The following is a 19,406-nucleotide window of genomic DNA, read 5'->3' on the forward strand; positions in this document are numbered from 1 at the left end:
GTCCGGGGCCCTCGCCGGCGCCGCGGTGTCCGGCGCCCCCTCCGACCGCGCCGCCGCCGTGTCCGGCGCCCCCTCCGGCCGCACCGCCACGCCCGTCCCCGGGCCCGGGCGGTCGGCGTACGTGTGTCCGTACGACCGGGGCGGCTGCTCCCTCTTCCCCTCGCTCTCCCCCGCGGTGCTCAGCGCGCCGCCCCTCGATCCGCCGCTGCACGCGGAGGACCGGCTGCCGCGCGTCGGCGCGTTCGCCGGCGGCGGCGCGGCACGGGATCCCGGGGTGCGGCCGCGCGCCCCGGACCTGCACGTCCTTCAAGTCCTCCGGACCTAGGGCGGCCCCTCCCCGCCCTACCGACAACCCCCCTTTTTCTTTCCCAGAAGGACGAGACCACCATGGCCGCCAACCGTTCCGCCACCGCCGACCGCCGCGCCCGAATAGAGGAGATGCGCCGCGCCGAGCAGGCCCGTGAGCGCCGCAACCGCTTCCTGACCATCGGCGTCTCCGCCGTCGTCGTGCTGAGCCTCGTCGGCTTCGGCGGCTACGTGCTGAAGAAGCAGGCCGACGAGGAGGCCGCCAAGGAGGCCGCCGCCAAGGCCCCCATCGCCGGCGAGAAGTCCTGGGACGCGGGCAAGCTGGGCCGCAACCACGTCACCACCGCCGTGAAGTACGACGCCAAGCCGCCGGTCGGCGGCGACCACCACCCGGTCTGGCTGAACTGCGACGGCGACGTCTACGACAAGGCCGTCCCCGAGGTGCACGCGGTCCACTCGCTGGAGCACGGCGCCGTCTGGGTGACGTACAACAAGAAGGCCGCCGCGGCCGACGTCGAGAAGCTGAAGGACAAGGTCTCCGGCACCCCCTACACGCTGATGAGCCCGGTCGACGACCAGGCCGGCGCGATCATGCTGTCCGCCTGGGGCAAGCAGGTGACCGTGGACAGCGCCACCGACCCGCGCGTGGACGCCTTCCTCACCAAGTACGTGCAGGGCAAGCAGACGCCCGAGCCGGGCGCGGCCTGCACCGGCGGCGTCGGCGCCGACGGGATGGGCGGCGCGGGGATGGGCCAGTGAGCCCCCGCCGCACGCGGTACGCGGCGGTCACCGCGGTCGCCCTGGCGGTGCTGTTCGCCGCGGGCGCGGTCACGGTCGCCTCGGCCGAGCGCGAGGAGGGGCCCCGTGCTCCCGCCTCCGCCTCGGCGGACGCCGGCTTCGCCCGGGACATGTCGGTCCACCACCAGCAGGCCGTCGAGATGTCCTTCATCGTCCGGGACCGGACGACGGACCCGGCGGTGCGCCGGCTCGCGTACGACATCGCCAACACCCAGGCCAACCAGCGCGGGATGATGCTCGGCTGGCTCGACCTGTGGGACCTGCCGAAGGTCGAGTCCGGCACCGCGCCGATGACCTGGATGGGCATGCCCGTCACCGGCGCCGAGGACGGCGCGCTGATGCCCGGCATGGCGACGGACACGCAGCTGGAGGCCCTGCGCAAGGCGTCCGGCAAGGAGGCCGAGGTCCTGTACCTGCGGCTGATGACCGCCCATCACCGGGGCGGCGTGCACATGGCCCAGGGCTGTGTGGACCGGTGCTCGGTGGCCGTCGAGCGGGACCTCGCCCGGGGCATGGTCGACGCCCAGGAGTCGGAGATGGCGCTGATGGCGGACATGCTCCGCGAGCGCGGCGCCACCGCCTGACCCGGCGCCCCCGGCCCCCGCGACCCGCTGCGGTCGCGGGGGCCGACGCGTGCCCGCAGAATGAGAGGCGCTCGGGGACGACGTACGAGGACGTTCGACGAAAGGTACGCAACCCCATGACCACGGCGAAGGACATCATGCACCCGGGAGCCCGCTGGATCCCGGAACACGAGACGCTCGACCGCGCGGCGCAGCTGATGCGCGAACTGAACGTGGGGGCGCTCCCCGTCGCCGACGAGAACGAACGGCTCTGCGGCATCGTCACCGACCGCGACATCGTGGTCCGCTGCGTGGCGATGGGCCACGACCCGGCGAAGGTGACCTGCGGCTCGATCGTCCAGGGCACCCCGCGCTGGATCGACGCGGGCGCGGACGTGTCGGAGGTGCTGTCCGAGATGCAGGACCACCAGATCCGCCGGCTGCCGGTCATCGAGAACAAGCGGCTCGTCGGCATGATCAGCGAGGCGGACCTGGCCCGGCAGCTCTCGGACGACCAGCTGAAGGCGTTCTGCGAGAGCGTCTACGCCGCTTCCGGGTCCCCGGGCGGATCCGCCTCCTGACCCGTTCCCCGCAGTGCTTCCAGGACGACCCGGGCCACCGTGCCCGGGTCGTCCCGCATGATCAGGTGGCCCGAGGGCACGGCCGCCTCGTAGCGGGCGCCGAGCCGGCGGGCCAGGGCGCGCTGGCGGCGCTCCCAGCGGGCGGAGCCGTCGGGGGCGGCGAGGACGGTGACGGGGGCGCCGGGCGGGAGGGGGCGGGTGCGGCGCAGCGCGAGGAGTTCGGCGGCGACGGAGCCGTAGCGGGCGTTCTCGCGCAGGGCGCCGCGCCAGACGCGTGAGGTGCGGTAGACCCGGCGGACCAGGTCGGGCGGGGCCGGGTCGGGGTGGAGGGCGAGGCGGCGGAGGGCGGGGCCGAGGGCGGCGGGCAGGCCGAGGGCGGTGAGGGCGGTCCCGGCGGCGGTGGCCGGGCCGGGCCCGCCGGGGCGGGGGCGGTCCTCGACGGAGGAGTCGACGAGGACGAGGGCGGCCGTGCGGTCCGGGTGGAGGCGGGCGAAGCCCTCGGCGTGGAGGCCGGCGATCGAGTGGCCGACGACGGTGACGGGGCCGGGCAGGCGCAGGGCGTCGAGGAGGGCGGCGATCCGGCCGGCCTCGCCGGCGAGGGTGGGGTGCGCGGGGCCGCCCTGGGAGAGGCCGTGGCCGGGGCGGTCGAAGCGGACGACGGTGCGGTGCGGGGCGAGCAGCGGAACGACCGGGTCCCAGTCGAACCAGCTGAGCCCGAGGCCGGCGGAGAGCACGCAGACCGGCCCCCGGCCGTCGACGGCCACGTGGTGGGCGAGGCCCCCGATCCGTACGAAGGTCATGCCCGTCCGCCTTCCGGAACCGCGCGGCTCCCGGTCCGGGCCGCCGCCCGGTCCCGACGCGCCGGGACCGCGGGGTCCCCGATCCGTGCGGGGCTCATTCCCGCCTCCCCTCCCTGGCCGCCGAGACGGCGAGGACGCCGGTCCAGACGGCGACCAGGAGGACCTGGAGGCGCTGGCCGGCGCCGAGGGACCACAGGCCCCGGCCGGCCTCGAAGGCGGCGACGGCGGCGAGGGTCCAGGCGGTGGCGGCGAGTTCCAGGGCGACGAGGACCGGGCCGGTGCGGGCCAGCGGCCGCCAGAGGCCGTACCGGCGGGCGGCGACGGTGAGGGCGACCATGGCGACGAGCGCGCCGGTCATGGCGAGGCCGGAGCTGACGGCGTGGGCCGTGTGGGTGGCGGGGACGAGTCCGGCGGTCTCGCGGGCGGCGCACTCCGGGTCGGCGGTGGGGGCGCAGCTGAGCGGGAGGCGGGAGTCGACGGCGGTGGCGGCGCCGAAGAGCGCGAGGGCGGCCCAGCCGGTCAGGAGCCAGGGGCGGCGGCCGGCGGGCCCGGGGTCGGTGCGGGCCCAGCTGGGGACGCCGGGTTCGGGCGCGGGCCCGGCGGCGACGCGGGCGGCGAGGAGGCCGGTGACGGCGCCGGCGAGGACGAGGAGGCCGGCGGCGAGGTCGGTGGCGCGGAAGAGGCCGCCGAGGGGCTGGTCGGCGGCGGCGAGTTCGGAGACGTACGTACGGACCGGGTCGAGACCGGTCCGTACGACGACTTCAAGGACCCAGGCGGTGTACGCGAGCGCCCCCAGGAACAGCAGGACGGCGGACGCGCGCGTGACCTTTCCGGGCATGCCGGGACAGACGTCAGGGAGTGCCGGAAGGTTCCCGGTGCTCCGGGTGGACCCACTCGGGCTCGCGGAACCTGGGCAGGGCCGCGGGGACGAGGACGCCGAGGACGAGCAGGCCGCCGCCGACGACGAGGAGGTGGCGCCAGAGCGGTTCGCCGTCGGACCGGTCGGGCGGGACGAAGCCGATGACGAGGAGGTGGCGCCAGAGCGGTTCGCCGTCGGACCGGTCGGGCGGGACGAAGCCGATGACGAGGGCGGCGGAGGCCGTGGTCGTGAAGGCGAGCGTCGGCCAGGAGACGAACTGCCGCTCGGCGCCGCCGTCCCGGCGGACCGCCGCGTCCTCGGTCGCGGCGGTCCGGGCCGGCTCCGCCGGATCGTCGGTGGTCGTCATGGGCCCATGATCACGGTGGGGGACGGACTTCGCATGTCGGGACGCGAGGGGGGACGGCGAGGGGTCCGGGAGCGGTTCCCAGGACATAGCGTCGGTTTGACGATTACACTGGGGGGCGTGCCTCAACTACGCCTCGCGCTGAATCAGATCGACTCGACCGTCGGGGACCTCGCCGGGAACTCCGAGGCGATCGTCCACTGGACCCGGCACGCCGTCGGGCAGGGCGCGCACCTCGTCGCCTTCCCCGAGATGGCGCTGACCGGCTATCCCGTCGAGGACCTGGCCCTGCGGCCGTCCTTCGTCGAAGCCTCCCGGGCGGCGCTGGCCGCGCTCGCGGAGCGACTCGCCGACGAGGGCTTCGGCGAGGTGCCGGTGGTCGTCGGCTACCTCGACCGCACCGAGCGGGCGGTGCCCCGGCTCGGCCGCCCGGCCGGCTCGCCGGAGAACGCGGCGGCGGTGCTGCACCGGGGCCGGGCCGTGCTCCGCTTCGCCAAGCACCACCTGCCGAACTACGGCGTCTTCGACGAGTTCCGCTACTTCGTGCAGGGCGACACCCTGCCGGTGCTGCGGGTGCGCGGGGTGGACGTGGCGCTCGCGATCTGCGAGGACCTGTGGCAGGAGGGGGGCCGGGTGCCGGCGGCGCGCAGCGCCCGGGCCGGGCTGCTGCTGTCGGTGAACGCCTCGCCGTACGAGCGGAACAAGGACGACACCCGGCTCGAACTGGTCCGCAAGCGGGCCCAGGAGGCCGGCTGCACGACCGCGTACCTGGCGTCGACCGGCGGGCAGGACGAGCTGGTCTTCGACGGGGACTCGATCGTGGTGGACGCGGCGGGCGAGGTGATCGCGCGGGCCCCGCAGTTCACCGAGGGCAGCGTGATCCTCGACCTGGACCTGCCGGCCGCCGACCCGGACGCCCCGGCGCCGGGCACGGTGGTGGACGACGGGCTGCGGATCGACCGGGCGGTGCTCACCGGGGAGGCCGGGGAGGTGCTGCCCGCGTACGAACCGGAGCTGACGGGCGGTTACGCGCACCGGCTCGACGACGACGAGGAGGTCTACTCGGCGCTGGTCATCGGGCTGCGCGCGTATGTCGCGAAGAACGGTTTCCGCTCGGTGGTGATCGGCCTCTCCGGCGGGATCGACTCGGCGCTGGTCGCCGCGATCGCCTGCGACGCGCTGGGCGCGGACCGGGTGCACGGGGTGTCGATGCCGTCGAAGTACTCCTCGGAGCACTCGAAGGGCGACGCGGCCGAGCTGGCCCGCAGGACCGGGCTGCGCTTCCGCACCGTCTCCATCGAGCCGATGTTCGACGCGTACATGGCGGCGGTGGAGCTGACCGGGCTCGCCGAGGAGAACCTCCAGTCCCGGCTGCGCGGCACCACCCTGATGGCGATCTCCAACCAGGAGGGCCACCTCGTCCTCGCCCCGGGCAACAAGTCCGAGCTGGCGGTGGGGTACTCCACGCTGTACGGCGACTCGGTCGGCGCCTACGGCCCGATCAAGGACGTCTACAAGACGGATGTCTTCCGGCTGGCCCGCTGGCGCAACCGGGCGGCCGAGGAGCGGGGCCAGACCCCGCCGATCCCGGAGAACTCGATCGTCAAGCCGCCCAGCGCCGAGCTGCGCCCGGGCCAGGTGGACACGGACTCGCTGCCGGACTACGAGGTGCTCGACCGGCTCCTCGCCCGGTACGTGGACGGCGACGAGGGCACGGAGGCGATCGTGGCCGCCGGCTTCGACCCGGAGCTGGTGGCGCGGACGCTGCGGATGGTGGACGCGGCGGAGTACAAGCGGCGCCAGTACCCGCCCGGCACCAAGATCTCGGCGAAGGGCTTCGGCAAGGACCGGCGCCTGCCGATCACGAACCGCTGGCGGGAGACGCCGGCTCCCTGACGCCGGCGTCGCCGGTGACGAGGGCGCCGCGCGCGACGACGGGCGAGGGCTCGTGCGGCGTTCCCGTGCGGGTCTCGCGGCGGTCGAGGAGGCCGGCGGTGACGGCGATCGCCAGGCCGGCGGCGGCGAGGGCGGCGCCGACCAGGGCCGGGGAGGTCCAGCCCCAGCCGGCGGCGACGGCGGCCCCGCCGGCCCAGGCGCCGCCGGCGTTGGCGAGGTTGAAGGCGGAGTGGTTGGAGGCGGAGGCGAGGGTGGGGGCGTCCTTCGCCTTCTCCATGACGAGCATCTGGAGCGGGGTGGTCGTCATGAAGCCGACGGCGCCGAGCACCACCACGGTGACCAGGGCGAGCCAGGGCACGTGGACGGTGAGGCGGAAGGCGACCAGGGTCACGGCGAGGGCGGCGAGCGAGCCATACAGGGTGGGGCGCGGGGCGCGGTCGGTGAGCGGTCCGGCGGCGAGCGCGCCGGCCGTCATGCCGATCCCGAAGAGGGCGAGGACGATCGTGACGGTGGACTCGCCGAAGCCCATCACCTCGGTGGTCATGGAGGCCAGGTAGGAGTAGACGGCGAAGACGCCGGCGAAGCCGAGGACGGCGGTGAGCAGGCCCAGCAGCACCTGCGGGCGGCCGAGGGCGCGCAGTTCGCGGCCGAGGCCCTGGCGCCCGTCGACGGGGAGGTCGGGGACCAGCCGGGCGAGGGCGGCGAGCGCGGCCAGGCCGATGGCGGTGACCACGAGGAAGGTGGCGCGCCAGCCGAGGTGCTGGCCGAGCAGGGTGGCGGCGGGGACGCCGAGGACGTTGGCGACGGTCAGGCCCAGGAACATGGTGGCGACCGCGCGGGCCTGCCGGTCGGGGCGGACCAGCCGGGCGGCGACGACGGCGCCGACGCCGAAGAAGGCGCCGTGCGGCAGGCCGGCGAGGACCCGGCCGGCGAGCAGCCAGCCGTAGCCGGGGGCGAGGGCGGAGGCGAGGTTGCCGACGGTGAACAGCGCCATCAGCAGGAGCAGCATCCGCTTGCGGGGGACGCGCGAGCCGAGCGCGGTGAGCAGCGGGGCGCCGACGACGACGCCGAGGGCGTAGGCGGAGACGAGGTGGCCCGCGGTCGGGACGCTGGTGCCGAGGTCGCCGGCGACGTTGGGCAGCAGGCCCATCATGACGAACTCGGTGGTGCCGATGCCGAAGGCGGAGATGGCCAGGGCGAGCAGGGCCACGGGCATGGGTGGGAGACCCTTTCCGGATCCGAGGATTGTTTTCTTACGAAACAAATTCTCGCAGACGGCTGGGTATTCCTGGCTTCCGGGGGATGAAGAACAGGTTTCGCCTGACCTTCAGGGGGTCAGAACGCGATCCGGGCGGCGAGTGGCAGGTGGTCGCTCTCGGTCTCCGGCAGCGCCCAGGACGAGACCGGCTCGACGCCCCGCACCAGGATCTGGTCGATCCGGGCCATCGGGAAGGAGGCCGGCCAGGAGAAGCCGAAGCCGTCGCCGGCCGCGCCCTGGGTGGAGCGCAGCTGCGCGGTGACGGCGTTGAGCGCGCGGTCGTTCATGGTGCCGTTGAGGTCGCCGAGGAGGACGATCCGCTGGGCCCGGTCGCCGGCGATGGCCTCGCCGAGGGCGTCGGCGCTGGTGTCGCGCTGGTTGGCGGTGAAGCCGGCGTCGAGGTTGACCCGCACGGAGGGGAGGTGGGCGACGTACACCCGCAGCTCGCCCTGGGGGGCGACGACGGTGGCCTGCATGGCGCGGGTCCAGCCCATGTGGATGTCGACCGGCCGTGGGTCCCGCAGCGGCAGCCGGCTCCACAGGCCGACGGTGCCCTGGACGGAGTGGTACGGGTACGCCTCCGCGAGCTCCCGCTCGTAGACCGGCACCATGTCGGCCTTCAGCTCCTCCAGGGCCAGCACGTCGGCGCCGGAGGCGGCGAACCGGCGGGCGGTGCCCTCGGGGTCGGGGTTGTCGGCGTTGACGTTGTGGGTGGCCACCGTGAGGTCGCCGCCGTCCGCCGACTTGTCGGCCACCAGCCCGCCGAAGAGGTTGAGCCAGACGACCGCCGGGAGCAGCAGCGCGAGCAGCGCGGTGGCGGAGCGGCGCAGCAGCGCGAGGAGGAGCAGGACCGGGACGAAGAGGCCGAGCCAGGGCAGGAAGGTCTCGGTGAGGCTGCCGAGGTTGCCGACCCGGTTGGGGATCTGCGCGTGGAGGGCCATCAGGAGGGCGAGCGCGAGGGCGCAGACGGCCAGCAGGATGCCGCGCCGCCAGATGCCGGGATCGCGGCGCAGACGGCCGAGGGCGGAGCGGAAGCGGCCGCGACTCCCGGAAGCGGCGCCTCCCGTTCCGCCGTGCTCCGTCCCCGTCATGTCCACCCGCGTCATCGCTGCCCTCACTCGCCTTGCCGTGCCGTCGTGCCGTCCGTGCTCCGAGACCCGGTCCGACCCTAGGCGATGCCGGGCCCCGCGCACTCCCCCAAGGACGGACGCGGCGTGTGACGGGGTTCCGGCCGCCCGCCGGTTCGGGCGGGCTGTGACAGAACGCGCACATTCGTGCGGGTCCCGGCCGGGCGGCGGTGTCCGGGGGGGCCGGGGGCGGTGTGAACAGCGCCACTCCACCCCACTTCCCCGCCCACCCGGCGAAGTGCCACCATGGACGTGGTCCGGGGACGCCGTCAGGGCGCCTCGAGATGACGAAGGAGTCGTTCACATGACGCTTCAGGCTGCCTCGAAACAGCCCGCCGACGGCACGAAGACGCTGTACGGCGGCAAGGGCTCGCGCCGCCTCACCGTCCACGACATCGCCGCCGCCAAGACCCGCGGCGAGAAGTGGCCCATGCTCACCGCCTACGACGCCATGACCGCCTCCGTCTTCGACGAGGCCGGCATCCCGGTGATCCTCGTCGGCGACTCCATGGGCAACTGCCACCTCGGCTACGACACCACCGTGCCCGTCACGATGGACGAGATGACCCTGCTCTCCGCCGCCGTCGTCCGGGGCACCAGGCGCGCCCTCGTCGTCGGCGACCTGCCCTTCGGCTCGTACCAGGAGGGGCCCGTACAGGCCCTGCGCAGCGCGACCCGCCTCGTCAAGGAGGCCGGCGTGCAGGCGGTCAAGCTGGAGGGCGGCGAGCGTTCGCTGCCGCAGACCGAGATGATCGTCCAGGCCGGCATCCCCGTCATGTCCCACCTCGGCCTCACCCCGCAGTCCGTGAACGCCATGGGCTACCGGGTGCAGGGCCGCTCCGACGAGGCCGCGCACAAGCTGCTGCGCGACGCCAAGGCCGCCCAGGACGCGGGCGCCTTCGCGCTCGTCCTGGAGCTGGTCCCGGCCGAGCTCGCCGCCGAGGTCACCCGCTCGCTGCACATCCCGGTCATCGGCATCGGCGCCGGCCCGGACACCGACGCCCAGGTCCTCGTCTGGACCGACATGGCCGGCCTGACCGGCGGCAAGGTGCCGCGCTTCAGCAAGCAGTACGCCAACCTCCGCGAGACGCTCGGCGACGCCGCCCGCGCCTTCGCCGAGGACGTGGCCGGCGGGGCCTTCCCCGCCGAGGAGCACACCTTCCACTAGGCCGCTCCCGGCACCACCGACAGCCTGCCGGCGTCCCCCGCCGGCGGGCTGTCGGCCGTCTGTGGGCGGTCTGTCGGAGGACTGTCGGTGGCGCCCTGTTCCATGGGGGGCATGACGCGATCACAGACCAACGCCGTCGAGGTCCGGGGCCTCGTGAAGCACTTCGGCGAGACCAGGGCCCTCGACGGGGTCGACCTGGACGTCCGCGAGGGCACCGTCCTCGGCGTCCTCGGGCCCAACGGGGCCGGGAAGACCACCCTCGTCCGCTGCCTGTCCACCCTCCTCGTCCCGGACGCCGGGACCGCCGTCGTCGCCGGCTACGACGTGGTGCGCCAGCCCCGCCAGCTGCGCCGCACCATCGGCCTCACCGGCCAGTACGCCTCCGTCGACGAGAAGCTCTCCGGCTTCGAGAACCTGTACATGATCGGCCGGCTGCTCGACCTGTCCCGCGCGGACGCCCGCCGCCGCGCCGACGAGATGCTGGAGCGCTTCTCCCTCACCGAGGCCGCCAAGCGCCCGGCGATGAACTACTCCGGCGGCATGCGGCGCCGCCTCGACCTCGCCGCCTCCATGATCGGCCGGCCCGCCGTGCTCTACCTGGACGAGCCGACCACCGGCCTCGACCCCCGCACCCGCAACGAGGTGTGGGACGAGGTGAAGCGGATGGTCTCCGAGGGCGTCACCGTCCTCCTCACCACCCAGTACATGGAGGAGGCGGAGCAGCTCGCGAGCGAGCTGACCGTCGTCGACCGGGGCAAGGTCATCGCCCGGGGCGAGGTCGACGAGCTGAAGGCGAAGGTCGGCGGCCGCACCCTGAAGGTCCGCCCGGTCGACCCGGCGCAGCTGCCCGCGATGGCGGCCGCGCTCCGCGAGACCGGTCTCGACGGCGTCTCCGGCGCGACCGTGGTGCCCGACGAGGGCGCGCTGTACGTGCCGATCCTCACCGACCAGCAGCTGACGGCCGTGGTCGCGCTGCTCGGCGCGCGCGGCTTCGGCATCGCCCACATCGGCACCCATCTGCCCAGCCTGGACGAGGTGTTCCTGGCCATCACCGGCCAGAGGACCACCCTCTCCGACGAGATCACCGAGGAGGTCGCCGCGTGAGCACGACCACGGTCACCACGTCCCCCGTCGGCACCCCGGACCGGACGCCGGCGCGGCCGGTCCGCACCGACGCCGAGGGCCGCATCGGCCTGCGGGCCAACCTCCGCCACATCGGCGCCCTCGCCCGGCGCAACGCGCTCCAGATCAAGCAGGACCCGGAGTCGATGTTCGACGCCGTGTTCATGCCGATCATCTTCATCCTGCTCTTCGTGTACGTCTTCGGCGGCGCCATCGCCGGCAAGGGCAACAACGACGCCTACGTGAACTACGTGGCGCCCGGCCTGATGGCGATGATGGGCATGAACATCGCCATGGCCGTCGGCGTCGGCATCAACGACGACTTCAAGAAGGGGGTGATGGACCGCTTCCGGACGATGCCGATCGCCCGCTCCTCGGTCCTCATCGCCAAGATCGTCGTCGAGATCGGCCGGATGCTGATCGCCACCGCGATCCTGCTCGGCATGAGCTTCCTGCTGGGCCTGACGATCCACACCTCGGTGCTCCACCTCCTCGCCGCCATCGGCCTGTCGATGGTCTTCGGCGCCTCGCTGATGTGGATCTTCATCCTGCTCGGCCTGACCGTGAAGACCGCGCAGGCGGTCCAGGGCATGGCGATGCTGGTCCTGATGCCGCTCCAGTTCGGCTCCTCGATCTTCGCGCCGACGACGACGATGCCCGGCTGGCTGGAGACCTTCACGGACTACAACCCGCTGTCCAACCTCGCCGACGCGGCCCGGAACCTGATCAACGGCGGCGCGGTCGCCCACTCGGTGTGGATGACGCTCGGCTGGTCGCTGGTCATCACCGTCGTCACGGCGCCGCTCGCGGTCGCCAAGTTCCGGAAGAAGACCTGACGCGGCGCCCCGTGACGGGGGTTCAGGACTCGGCGCGCCCACTGATCGCGTCGGCGGCGGCGCCGAGCAGGGCGGCGGCCTCCTCTGCGGAGAGGCCGCCGCCCTCGGCGTGCGCGGCGGCGAAGGCGTCCGGGCCGAGCGCCGCCCGGGCCAGTTCCGTCGCCCGCGCCAGGTTCTCCCGCTCCATGCCGGGCTCCCGGTGCCCGTCCGGCACGAGGGCGTCGCGCGCGCCGAGGAGCAGGGCCGCCGTCCGGGCCGACGCCCCGCCGAGCCCGGCGAGCGCCCACGCGCCGACGACCAGGTGGACCCCCGGCATCTGCGGCACCACCATCAGCGACAGCGGCCCCAGGGAGCGGTCGTACGCCTGGGAGACCCGGACGAGCGCGTCCGCGTACCGCTCCTCCAGGACGTCGAGCCAGGCCAGGACGCCGAGCGTGAAGCCCTCGAAGACGGACAGGGTCTCGCTGCTGAACTCCTCCATGAGGACGGTCAGGTGCTCCCGGGCCTCGGCGGTACGGCCGGTCCTGCCCAGGGCGATCGCGAGGAACAGGCGGGCGCCGAGCTGCGCTTCGTGGCCGGTGGCGTGGTCGGCCAGGATCTTCCGCAGGATCGCCTCGCCCTCCTCGAACCGGCCCGCCTCGATGAGGGTGTCGGCGTACCGGGCCCGCAGCAGCTCCTGCTGCGAGGGCGCCCCGATCTCCTCCGCGTAGCCGATGGCGGCGGCGAAGTCGCGGGAGGCCGCGTCGTACGCGAGCTGCCGCTCGTGCGCCTCGCCGCGGGCGGACAGCGCCTCGGCGGCGCCCCAGGCGTCGCCGAGGCGTTCGAACAGGGCCAGGCTCTCGTCGGCGTCCGCGATCGCCAGGTCGGCCCACGCGCCGCGGTTGGCCCGCATGTTGGCCCGCATCTGCAGGATGTGGGCGAGCTCCCAGTCGTAGCCGTGCCGGCGGCACGCCTCCACGGTGACGTCGAGGAGTTCGTGCAGCCGCTCCGGCTCGCCCATGATGAGCACCGCGAAGACCGCGAAGGATCCGGGGAGCCGGCAGGTCTGCGGCAGCCCGGGCCGGTAGACGGCGGTGATCTCGCGGAGCCGGTCCTGGCCCTCGGGGCTGGTCCAGCGGGCCGTCTCGTGGTCCATGTTGATCAGCTCGACGAGCCGCACCCCGCGCCGGGCCTCCCAGCGCTGCTCCTCCGGCAGCGGCGGCGGGGCGGCCGTGCACGGCTCGTGGAGCGGGACGACCGGTGCGGCCGGCGGGGTGAACGGGTCGGGGCCCAGCGCGGCGACGGCCCGGACCGACTGGAGGGCGTCGGAGCGCAGGTCGCGCAGCTGCCAGTACCAGAGCAGGGCGTGGACGAGGAGCAGCGCCTCGTCCTCGTCGCGGGCGGCGACGGCCCGGGCGAGCGCGGTGCGGACGTTGCCGTACTCGGCGTCGAAGCGGGCCATGGCGGCGAGCTGTCCCGGGCCGCGCAGCTCGGGGTCGGTCCGGCGGGCGAGTTCGCGGTAGTGCGTGAGGTGGGCCCGTTCGGCACCGGCCCGCTCCCCCGCCTCGTCCAGCCGCTCCGCCGCGTACTCGGCGACGGTCTCCAGGAGCCGGAACCGCATCCCGGCCTCCCCCGGCGCCGCCACCACCAGCGACTTGTCGACCAGGGCGCCCAGCACGTCCAGGACGTCGGCCCCCTCCGGTCCGGCGCAGACGGCCTCGGCCGCCTCCAGGTCGCAGCCGCCGGTGAAGACGGCGAGCCGCCGCAGCACCGCCCGCTCCGGCCCGTCGAGCAGCTCCCACGACCAGTCGACCACCGCCCGCAGGGTCTGCTGGCGGGGCAGCACCGTGCGCGCCCCCGAGGTCAGCAGCCGGAAGCGGTCGTCGAGCCGGTCGGCGATCTGGCGCGGCGACAGCATCCGCAGCCGCGCCGCCGCCAGTTCGATCGCCAGCGGCAGCCCGTCGAGGCGGCGCACGATCTCCCGCGCCGCCGCCGGGTCGTCCGCCGGGTCGAAGCCGGGGCGGGCCGCCGCGCCGCGCTCGGCGAGCAGCCGCAGCGCCGTCTCCTCCGGCAGCGGGCCCAGCGGCCGCAGCCGCTCCCCCGGCACCCCCAGCGGCTCCCGGCTCGTCGCCAGCACCCGGACGCCCGGGCACCGGGCGAGGACCGTCTCCGCGAGCCGCGCCACCGCGTCCACCAGGTGCTCGCAGTTGTCCAGGAGCAGCAGCATCCGCCGTCCCGCGCAGTGCTCCACGAGCCGGGACGACGGGTCGCCGCCGCCGCGCAGCTCCTCGGCACCGGCGCCGCGCAGCACGGTCTCGCGGGCGCCGAGGGCGGCGAGGACGGCCTCGGGCACGGCCTCCGGGTCGCGGACGGGGGCGAGTTCGGCGACCCACACGCCGTCGGGCCAGGCGCCGGCGGCCCGCTCGGCCGCCTCCTGGGAGAGCCGGGTCTTGCCGGCGCCGCCGGGACCGAGCAGCGTCACCAGGCGGGCCTCGGCCAGGTCCTGCCGCAGGGCGGCGATCTCCTCGTCGCGCCCGACGAAGGAGGTGAGCCGGGCCCGCAGGTTGCCGGGCGGGGCCACGGGCGGTACGGGGGCGGGCGCCGGTACGGGGACGGGCGCGGGCGCGGCGGCGGAGGCGGGACCAACGGCAGGCGCGGCGGCGGGCGCGGGGCCGGCGGCGGGGGCGGCCGGGGCGAGCAGGCGCTCGTGCAGGGCGCGCAGCTCGGGGCCCGGGTCGGCGCCGAGCCGGTCGGCGAGGGTCCGGCGCACCTCCTCGTACGCGGCCAGGGCCTCGGCGGCGCGGCCGGAGTCGCGCAGGGCCCGGATCCGCAGGGCCTGGAGGGGCTCGTCGAGCGGCCGGCCGGCGCAGAGCGCGGTGAGCTCGGGCAGGGCGTCGGCGGCCCGGCCGAGGGCGAGCGCCGCGCCGAGGCGGGCGCGACGGGCGTCCAGCCGGCGGGCCTCCCAGCGGGCGGCCTCGGCGTGCCGGTCGGGCAGGTCGGCGAGGACGGGCCCGGTCCACAGCGCGAGGGCCTCGTCGAGGAGGGCGGCGGCCCGCCCGGGGTCGCCGGCGGCGAGCGCGGCGGAGCCGTCGGCGGTGAGCCGGTCGAAGCGGAACAGGTCGACGTCCTCGCGGTCCGCGGCGAGCCGGTAGCCGCCCTCGGCGGAGCGCACCCGGTCCCGGCCGAGCGCCTTCCGCAGCCGTCCGACCAGCGCCTGGAGGGCGGCGACGGCGTCGGCGGGCGGCTCGTCGCCGTGCCAGACCTCGTCGACGAGCGCGGGCACGGGCACCGCCCGGCCGGGCCGCAGGGCGAGCGCGGCGAGCAGGGCGCGGACGCGGGGGCCGCCGACGGGCGGCTCGGTGCCGTCGGCGGCCGTCACGCGGGTCGGGCCGAGGAGGTGGTAGCGCACGCCCCCATTCTCCGTGAGCGCCCCCGGCCCGCCGGGAGGCGGGGAACCCGGGGGCGGGGCGGTACGTTCTCCCGCACACAGCCCGCACGGCCCGTGCGGGGCGCGCCCCCGGGGGAGTCCGTGATGAGTTCGGCAGCCGTCCGCCGCCAGGAGCGCCGGATCAGTCCCGTCTTCCTGTCGGTGCTCGCCGTCATGGCGGTCACCGGCTGGGCGGTGTGGACGGACTTCGCCGCCCTGCCCGGGGTGGCGGTCTTCCTCTTCGTCACCTCGGCGTGGATCGTCTCGCTCTGCCTGCACGAGTACGCGCACGCCCGCACGGCGCTGCACAGCGGGGACCTCACGGTGGGCGCCCGGGGCTATCTGACGCTGAACCCGTTCGCGTACACCCACGCGGTCCTGAGCGTGGTGCTGCCCGTCCTCTTCGTGATCATGGGCGGGATCGGTCTGCCGGGCGGTGCCGTCCTCATCGACCGGGGCCGGATCCGGGGCCGCTGGCGGCACAGCCTGATCGCGGCGGCGGGCCCGCTGGCGAACGTGCTGTTCGCGGTGGTGTGCACGGCCCCGTTCTGGCTGGGCGCGCTCGACGGGGTGCCGGACGCCTTCCGGTACGCGCTGGCGTTCCTGGCGTTCCTCCAGGTGACGGCCGCGCTGCTGAACCTGCTGCCGGTGCCGGGGCTCGACGGCTACGGGATCGTGGAGCCCTGGCTGTCGTACGGGGTGCGGCGGCGGATCGAGCCGTACGCGCCGTACGGCTTCTTCGTCGTGATCGCCCTGCTGTTCGTGCCGGCCGTCAGCGGCGCCTTCTTCGACGCGGTCGACGCCCTGATGCGGTCGCTGGGCGCCGACGGCCCGGACCGCTCCTGCGGCTGGGCGCTCTTCCGCTTCTGGGAGGACACCCCGGCGGGCTGCGCGGTCTAGGCCGTTTTCTTCCGGACCGGGCCGGAAGGGACCGCCTAGGCGCGGGCGGCGGCTTCCTTCTCGGCCTTGGCGCGGCGGAGGTAGTACCAGGCCATGTTGGAGGAGAGGCCGGCGAGGAGGACCCAGACGATGCCGATGAAGCTGCCGTTGACGAACGAGATCACGGCCGCGGCGACGGCCAGGGCGCAGACCACGAGGGCGTAGAGGGCGAGACGGGGCATGGGGGTCGGCTCCTGTCGGGTACGGCTGACGGTGCCCGACCAGTGTCCCCCATGCCCCGAAGCGTCCGTTCTCCGGCTCCGCCTCCGGCCGGGCGGGCCGCTCAGAGGTCGGTGATCCGCAGGCCCGCGTGGGCCTTGTAGCGGCGGTTCACCGCGATCAGGTTGGCGACCAGCGCCTCGACCTGGTGGGCGCCCCGCAGCCGGCCGGCGAAGACGCCGCGCATGCCGGGGATGCGGCCGGCCAGGGCCTGGACGATCTCGACGTCGGCGCGCTCCTCGCCGAGGACCATCACGTCGGTGTCGATCTCGGCGATCGAGGCGTCCTGGAGGAGGACGGCGGACAGGTGGTGGAAGGCGGCGGTGACCCGGGAGTCCGGGAGCAGCGCGGCGGCCTGCTCGGCGGCGGAGCCCTCCTCGGGCTTGAGGGCGTAGGCGCCCTTCTTGTCGAAGCCGAGCGGGTTGACGCAGTCCACGACGAGCTTGCCGGCCAGCTCCTCGCGCAGGGACTCCAGCGTCTTGGCGTGGCCCTCCCAGGGGACGGCGACGATGACGACGTCGCTGCGGCGGGCGCACTCGGCGTTGTCGGCGCCCTGGACGCCGTGGCCGAGCTCGGCGGCGACGGCCTCGGCGCGGTCGGCGGCGCGGGAGCCGATGATCACCTGCTGGCCGGCGGCGGCGAGCCGGTGGGCGAGGCCGCGGCCCTGGTCGCCGGTGCCGCCGAGGACGCCGACGACGAGGCCGGAGACGTCGGGGAGGTCCCAGGGGTCCTTGGGGGCCTTCTTGGGCGCGGCGGGGGCGGCGGGCGCGGCGGTGTCGGCGGGGCCGCCGGCGGGAGTCGAGGAAGTCATGGCCCGACCCTACCGACCGGTTCGGGCCCCGTTCGGGTGGATCGGCGACAACCGGGCGCGGGCGGGCGGCGACTGGGGCAGGATGCGGCGCCATGGATGCCGTGAGGGTCGCGCTGCTGCGGGAAGTGCTCGCCGGGACGGAGTGGCCGGCGGCCGCCCGCCGGTTCGCCGGGGCGCTGCGGGCGTCGGTGGTGCCGCGGCGGGGCGGGCTGCTGCTGGTGGGCACGGAGGCGTACGAGCCCTGGCACCTGGCGGCGCACCTGGTGGACGAGGCGGCCTGGTCCGGGCTGCCGGAGCTGGCGCCGACGCTGGTGCGGCACCGGGCGCGGCCGGACGGCCCGGCGCACCTGGCGGTGGGGCTGGGCCGGCTGGAGGCGGCGGGCCGGGGCGCGACGCTGCTCGTCGTCGCGCCCGAGCGGCCGGAGGCGGGGCTGCTCCAGCGGGTGCACGACGCGCGCCGGGCGGGGGCGACGGTGCTGTCCCTGGACGGCGGCGACGCGGAGGTGCGGGGCCTGGCGCACGAGGCGCTGGTGGTCGGGGCGGGCGCGGAGGTGGACCTGGACACGGTCCAGCACCTGGTCAGCGCGGCGGCGGGGGAGAACGGCCGGCCGGCGGCGCGGGGCCGCCGTTTCCGGGACCGGCTCGCCGTCCTGGCCGACCGCCTCACCTCCCCGCCGCCGGCCCGCTGGTGAGGGCCGGCGCCGTCCGGCGGGGCGCCGGGGATATTCGGTTGCCGGGGGCGACCGGGGTGCGGACCATGGCCCCTCGTGTCCTCCTCCCCCGCGCCCCCGCCCGCCCCCGCGCCCTCCGGGCTGCGCGCCCGGCTCTCCGCCGTGCTCCCCGACACCGCCCCGTGGCGCTCCTCCCGTGACTTCCGGTTGCTGTGGGGGCAGGGGCTCGTCACGTACTTCGCCAGTGCCATGGCGATGGTGGCGCTGCCGCTCCAGATCAAGGAGCTGACGGACTCGCCGCTCGCGGTGGGGGCGATGGGCGCGGTGGAGCTGGTGCCGCTGGTGGTCTTCGGGCTGTACGGCGGGGCGCTGGCGGACGCGGTGGACCGGCGGCGGGTGATCGTGGCGACGGAGGCGGGCCTCGGTCTGCTGGCCCTGCTGCTGCTCGGGAACGCGCTGCTCGACCGGCCGCTGCTGTGGCCGCTGTACGGGGTCGCGGCGGGCGTGTCGGCGCTGGCCGGGCTCCAGCGGCCGGCCCTGGACTCGCTGCTCGCGCGGATCGTGCCGCACGAGCAGCAGACGGCGGCCGCCGCGCTGAACTCGCTGCGCTGGCAGATCGGGGCCATCGCGGGCCCCTCGGTCGCGGGTCTGGTGGTGGCGTACGCGGGCCACGCCCCGGCGTACGCGGTGACGCTCGCCGGGTTCGCCGTCTCGGTGCTGATGTGCCGGCGGCTCGCGCCCGCGCCGCCGGCGCACGACGCCGACAAGCCGTCGCTGCGGTCGATCGCGCAGGGCGCGCGGTACGCCTGGTCGCGGCCGGTGCTGCTGGGCACGTACGCGATCGACCTGGCGGCGATGGTCTTCGCCTTCCCGAACGCGGTCTTCCCGTTCCTCGCGGAGGACCTGGGCGCGGAGTGGTCGCTGGGCCTGATGTACGCGGCCGGTTCGGTCGGTTCCCTGGTGCTGGGGCTGACCAGCGGCTGGACCTCGAAGGTCCGGCGGCACGGGCTGCTCGTGGCCGGCGGCGCGGCGGGCTGGGGCCTGGCGATCGCGGGCGCGGGCTGGTTCGGGAACGTGTGGCTGGTGCTGCTCTGCCTGGCGCTGGCGGGCGCCGGCGACATGCTGAGCGGGCTCGGGCGCTCCACGATCTGGAACCAGACGATCCCGGAGGAGCTGCGCGGCCGGCTGGCGGGCATCGAGGTGCTGTCGTACAGCGTGGGTCCGCAGCTCGGGCAGGTGCGGGCGGGCGTGATGGCGGGCTGGACCGGGACCCGTACGGCCGTGTGGGCGGGCGGTGTCGCCTGCGTGGCCTCCGTGGGCCTGCTGTGCCTGGCGCTGCCGAAGCTGCTCCGGTACGACTCCGCCACCGACGAGGACGCGCTGCGCCGCAAGGCCCGGCAGGAGGAGGCGGCGGCCGGGACCGCGTGACGGGTCCCGGCCGGGAGGGCTACTCCTGGCTCTCGTCCGGGCGGGGCGCGTCGTGCCAGCGCGGGTCGGTCTCCCACTCCAGGTTCCGCTCGCGGGCGGTCTCCATGGCGTGCGCGGCCTCCTCACGGGTGGCGTAGGGGCCGAATCGGTTCTTCGCCGGGCATTCGGGCCCTTCCTCGACCTTCTTGTGTTCCAGGCAGTAGTACCACTCGCCCGGCTTCGGCGCCGTGCGCTTCTTGAACAGGGCCATGGTC

20 protein-coding genes are annotated in these 19,406 nt (G+C 75.4%); 11 read left to right on the forward strand and 9 right to left on the reverse strand.

Going from position 1 to position 19,406, the window contains the following annotated elements; translation table 11 throughout:
- Nucleotides 1-25: 25 nt before the first annotated feature.
- From AB0E83_RS27265 to AB0E83_RS27280, 4 genes are all read left to right on the forward strand, one after another.
- Nucleotides 26-325 (forward strand): hypothetical protein, encoded by a 300-nt coding sequence (locus tag AB0E83_RS27265; protein WP_362117330.1) that lies wholly within the window; start codon nt 26-28, stop codon nt 323-325.
- Between the two features lie 62 nt (nt 326-387).
- The gene (locus AB0E83_RS27270) at nt 388-1,065 is read left to right on the forward strand and encodes a DUF3105 domain-containing protein (protein ID WP_362117226.1); all 678 of its coding nucleotides are present in this window, start codon (nt 388-390) and stop codon (nt 1,063-1,065) included.
- Nucleotides 1,062-1,688 (forward strand): DUF305 domain-containing protein, encoded by a 627-nt coding sequence (locus tag AB0E83_RS27275; RefSeq protein WP_362117229.1) that lies wholly within the window; start codon nt 1,062-1,064, stop codon nt 1,686-1,688. Before AB0E83_RS27270 ends, AB0E83_RS27275 begins: the two co-directional genes overlap by 4 nt.
- Before the next feature lie 116 nt (nt 1,689-1,804).
- Nucleotides 1,805-2,248 (forward strand): CBS domain-containing protein, encoded by a 444-nt coding sequence (locus AB0E83_RS27280; protein ID WP_362117232.1) that lies wholly within the window; start codon nt 1,805-1,807, stop codon nt 2,246-2,248.
- Here AB0E83_RS27280 and AB0E83_RS27285 read toward each other — a convergent pair.
- The 3 genes from AB0E83_RS27285 to AB0E83_RS27295 all read right to left on the reverse strand — a co-directional run bounded on the left by AB0E83_RS27285 (nt 2,209) and on the right by AB0E83_RS27295 (nt 4,274).
- Entirely contained in the window at nt 2,209-3,048 is an 840-nt protein-coding gene (locus AB0E83_RS27285) for an alpha/beta fold hydrolase (RefSeq protein ID WP_362117235.1), read from the reverse strand. The two genes, AB0E83_RS27280 and AB0E83_RS27285, sit on opposite strands and share 40 nt — an antisense overlap.
- A 94-nt stretch (nt 3,049-3,142) precedes the next feature.
- Entirely contained in the window at nt 3,143-3,886 is a 744-nt protein-coding gene (locus tag AB0E83_RS27290; RefSeq protein ID WP_362117238.1) for a DUF998 domain-containing protein, read from the reverse strand.
- A 13-nt stretch (nt 3,887-3,899) separates the two neighbouring features.
- On the reverse strand, nt 3,900-4,274 hold the full coding sequence (locus AB0E83_RS27295; RefSeq protein WP_362117241.1) for a hypothetical protein: 375 nt from the start codon (nt 4,272-4,274) through the stop codon (nt 3,900-3,902).
- Nucleotides 4,275-4,391: 117 nt separating this feature from the next.
- Between AB0E83_RS27295 and AB0E83_RS27300 the strand changes: the two genes are divergently transcribed.
- Nucleotides 4,392-6,167: an NAD+ synthase gene (locus AB0E83_RS27300; protein WP_362117244.1), complete on the forward strand. Its 1,776-nt coding sequence runs from the start codon at nt 4,392-4,394 to the stop codon at nt 6,165-6,167.
- Here the strand turns inward: AB0E83_RS27300 and AB0E83_RS27305 are convergent.
- The gene (locus AB0E83_RS27305; protein WP_362117247.1) at nt 6,133-7,383 is read right to left on the reverse strand and encodes an MFS transporter; all 1,251 of its coding nucleotides are present in this window, start codon (nt 7,381-7,383) and stop codon (nt 6,133-6,135) included. The two genes, AB0E83_RS27300 and AB0E83_RS27305, sit on opposite strands and share 35 nt — an antisense overlap.
- Nucleotides 7,384-7,502: 119 nt before the next feature.
- A complete protein-coding gene (locus AB0E83_RS27310) occupies nt 7,503-8,531 on the reverse strand; it encodes an endonuclease/exonuclease/phosphatase family protein (protein ID WP_362117250.1) in 1,029 nt (342 codons plus the stop codon).
- Nucleotides 8,532-8,856: 325 nt separating this feature from the next.
- Here AB0E83_RS27310 and panB point away from each other — a divergent pair, with 325 nt between their 5' ends.
- From panB to AB0E83_RS27325, 3 genes are all read left to right on the forward strand, one after another.
- Nucleotides 8,857-9,720, forward strand: coding sequence for a 3-methyl-2-oxobutanoate hydroxymethyltransferase (panB, locus tag AB0E83_RS27315; RefSeq protein WP_362117253.1), 864 nt, complete (start codon nt 8,857-8,859; stop codon nt 9,718-9,720).
- A gap of 111 nt (nt 9,721-9,831) precedes the next feature.
- Nucleotides 9,832-10,824 (forward strand): ATP-binding cassette domain-containing protein, encoded by a 993-nt coding sequence (locus AB0E83_RS27320; RefSeq protein ID WP_362117256.1) that lies wholly within the window; start codon nt 9,832-9,834, stop codon nt 10,822-10,824.
- Nucleotides 10,821-11,678 (forward strand): ABC transporter permease, encoded by an 858-nt coding sequence (locus AB0E83_RS27325; RefSeq protein ID WP_362117259.1) that lies wholly within the window; start codon nt 10,821-10,823, stop codon nt 11,676-11,678. Before AB0E83_RS27320 ends, AB0E83_RS27325 begins: the two co-directional genes overlap by 4 nt.
- Before the next feature lie 22 nt (nt 11,679-11,700).
- Here the strand turns inward: AB0E83_RS27325 and AB0E83_RS27330 are convergent, their stop codons facing one another.
- Nucleotides 11,701-15,066, reverse strand: coding sequence for a BTAD domain-containing putative transcriptional regulator (locus AB0E83_RS27330; protein WP_362117262.1), 3,366 nt, complete (start codon nt 15,064-15,066; stop codon nt 11,701-11,703).
- 123 nt (nt 15,067-15,189) lie between these two features.
- Between AB0E83_RS27330 and AB0E83_RS27335 the strand changes: the two genes are divergently transcribed.
- Complete coding sequence (locus AB0E83_RS27335) at nt 15,190-15,984, forward strand: site-2 protease family protein (protein WP_362117265.1); 795 nt, start codon at nt 15,190-15,192, stop codon at nt 15,982-15,984.
- Nucleotides 15,985-16,019: 35 nt separating this feature from the next.
- Here the strand turns inward: AB0E83_RS27335 and AB0E83_RS27340 are convergent, their stop codons facing one another.
- Nucleotides 16,020-16,205: a hypothetical protein gene (locus AB0E83_RS27340; RefSeq protein WP_362117268.1), complete on the reverse strand. Its 186-nt coding sequence runs from the start codon at nt 16,203-16,205 to the stop codon at nt 16,020-16,022.
- A gap of 101 nt (nt 16,206-16,306) precedes the next feature.
- Nucleotides 16,307-17,053 (reverse strand): NADPH-dependent F420 reductase, encoded by a 747-nt coding sequence (gene npdG / locus AB0E83_RS27345; protein ID WP_362117271.1) that lies wholly within the window; start codon nt 17,051-17,053, stop codon nt 16,307-16,309.
- A 92-nt stretch (nt 17,054-17,145) separates the two neighbouring features.
- Between npdG and AB0E83_RS27350 the strand changes: the two genes are divergently transcribed.
- Complete coding sequence (locus tag AB0E83_RS27350; protein ID WP_362117274.1) at nt 17,146-17,745, forward strand: hypothetical protein; 600 nt, start codon at nt 17,146-17,148, stop codon at nt 17,743-17,745.
- Between the two features lie 75 nt (nt 17,746-17,820).
- The gene (locus AB0E83_RS27355; protein WP_362117277.1) at nt 17,821-19,152 is read left to right on the forward strand and encodes an MFS transporter; all 1,332 of its coding nucleotides are present in this window, start codon (nt 17,821-17,823) and stop codon (nt 19,150-19,152) included.
- Nucleotides 19,153-19,171: 19 nt separating this feature from the next.
- Here the strand turns inward: AB0E83_RS27355 and AB0E83_RS27360 are convergent, their stop codons facing one another.
- Complete coding sequence (locus AB0E83_RS27360; RefSeq protein WP_362117279.1) at nt 19,172-19,402, reverse strand: hypothetical protein; 231 nt, start codon at nt 19,400-19,402, stop codon at nt 19,172-19,174.
- Nucleotides 19,403-19,406: the final 4 nt, after the last annotated feature.

Origin of the sequence: Streptomyces sp. NPDC035033, assembly GCF_040636735.1 — a bacterium.
Taxonomy (GTDB): Bacteria; Actinomycetota; Actinomycetes; order Streptomycetales; family Streptomycetaceae; genus Streptomyces.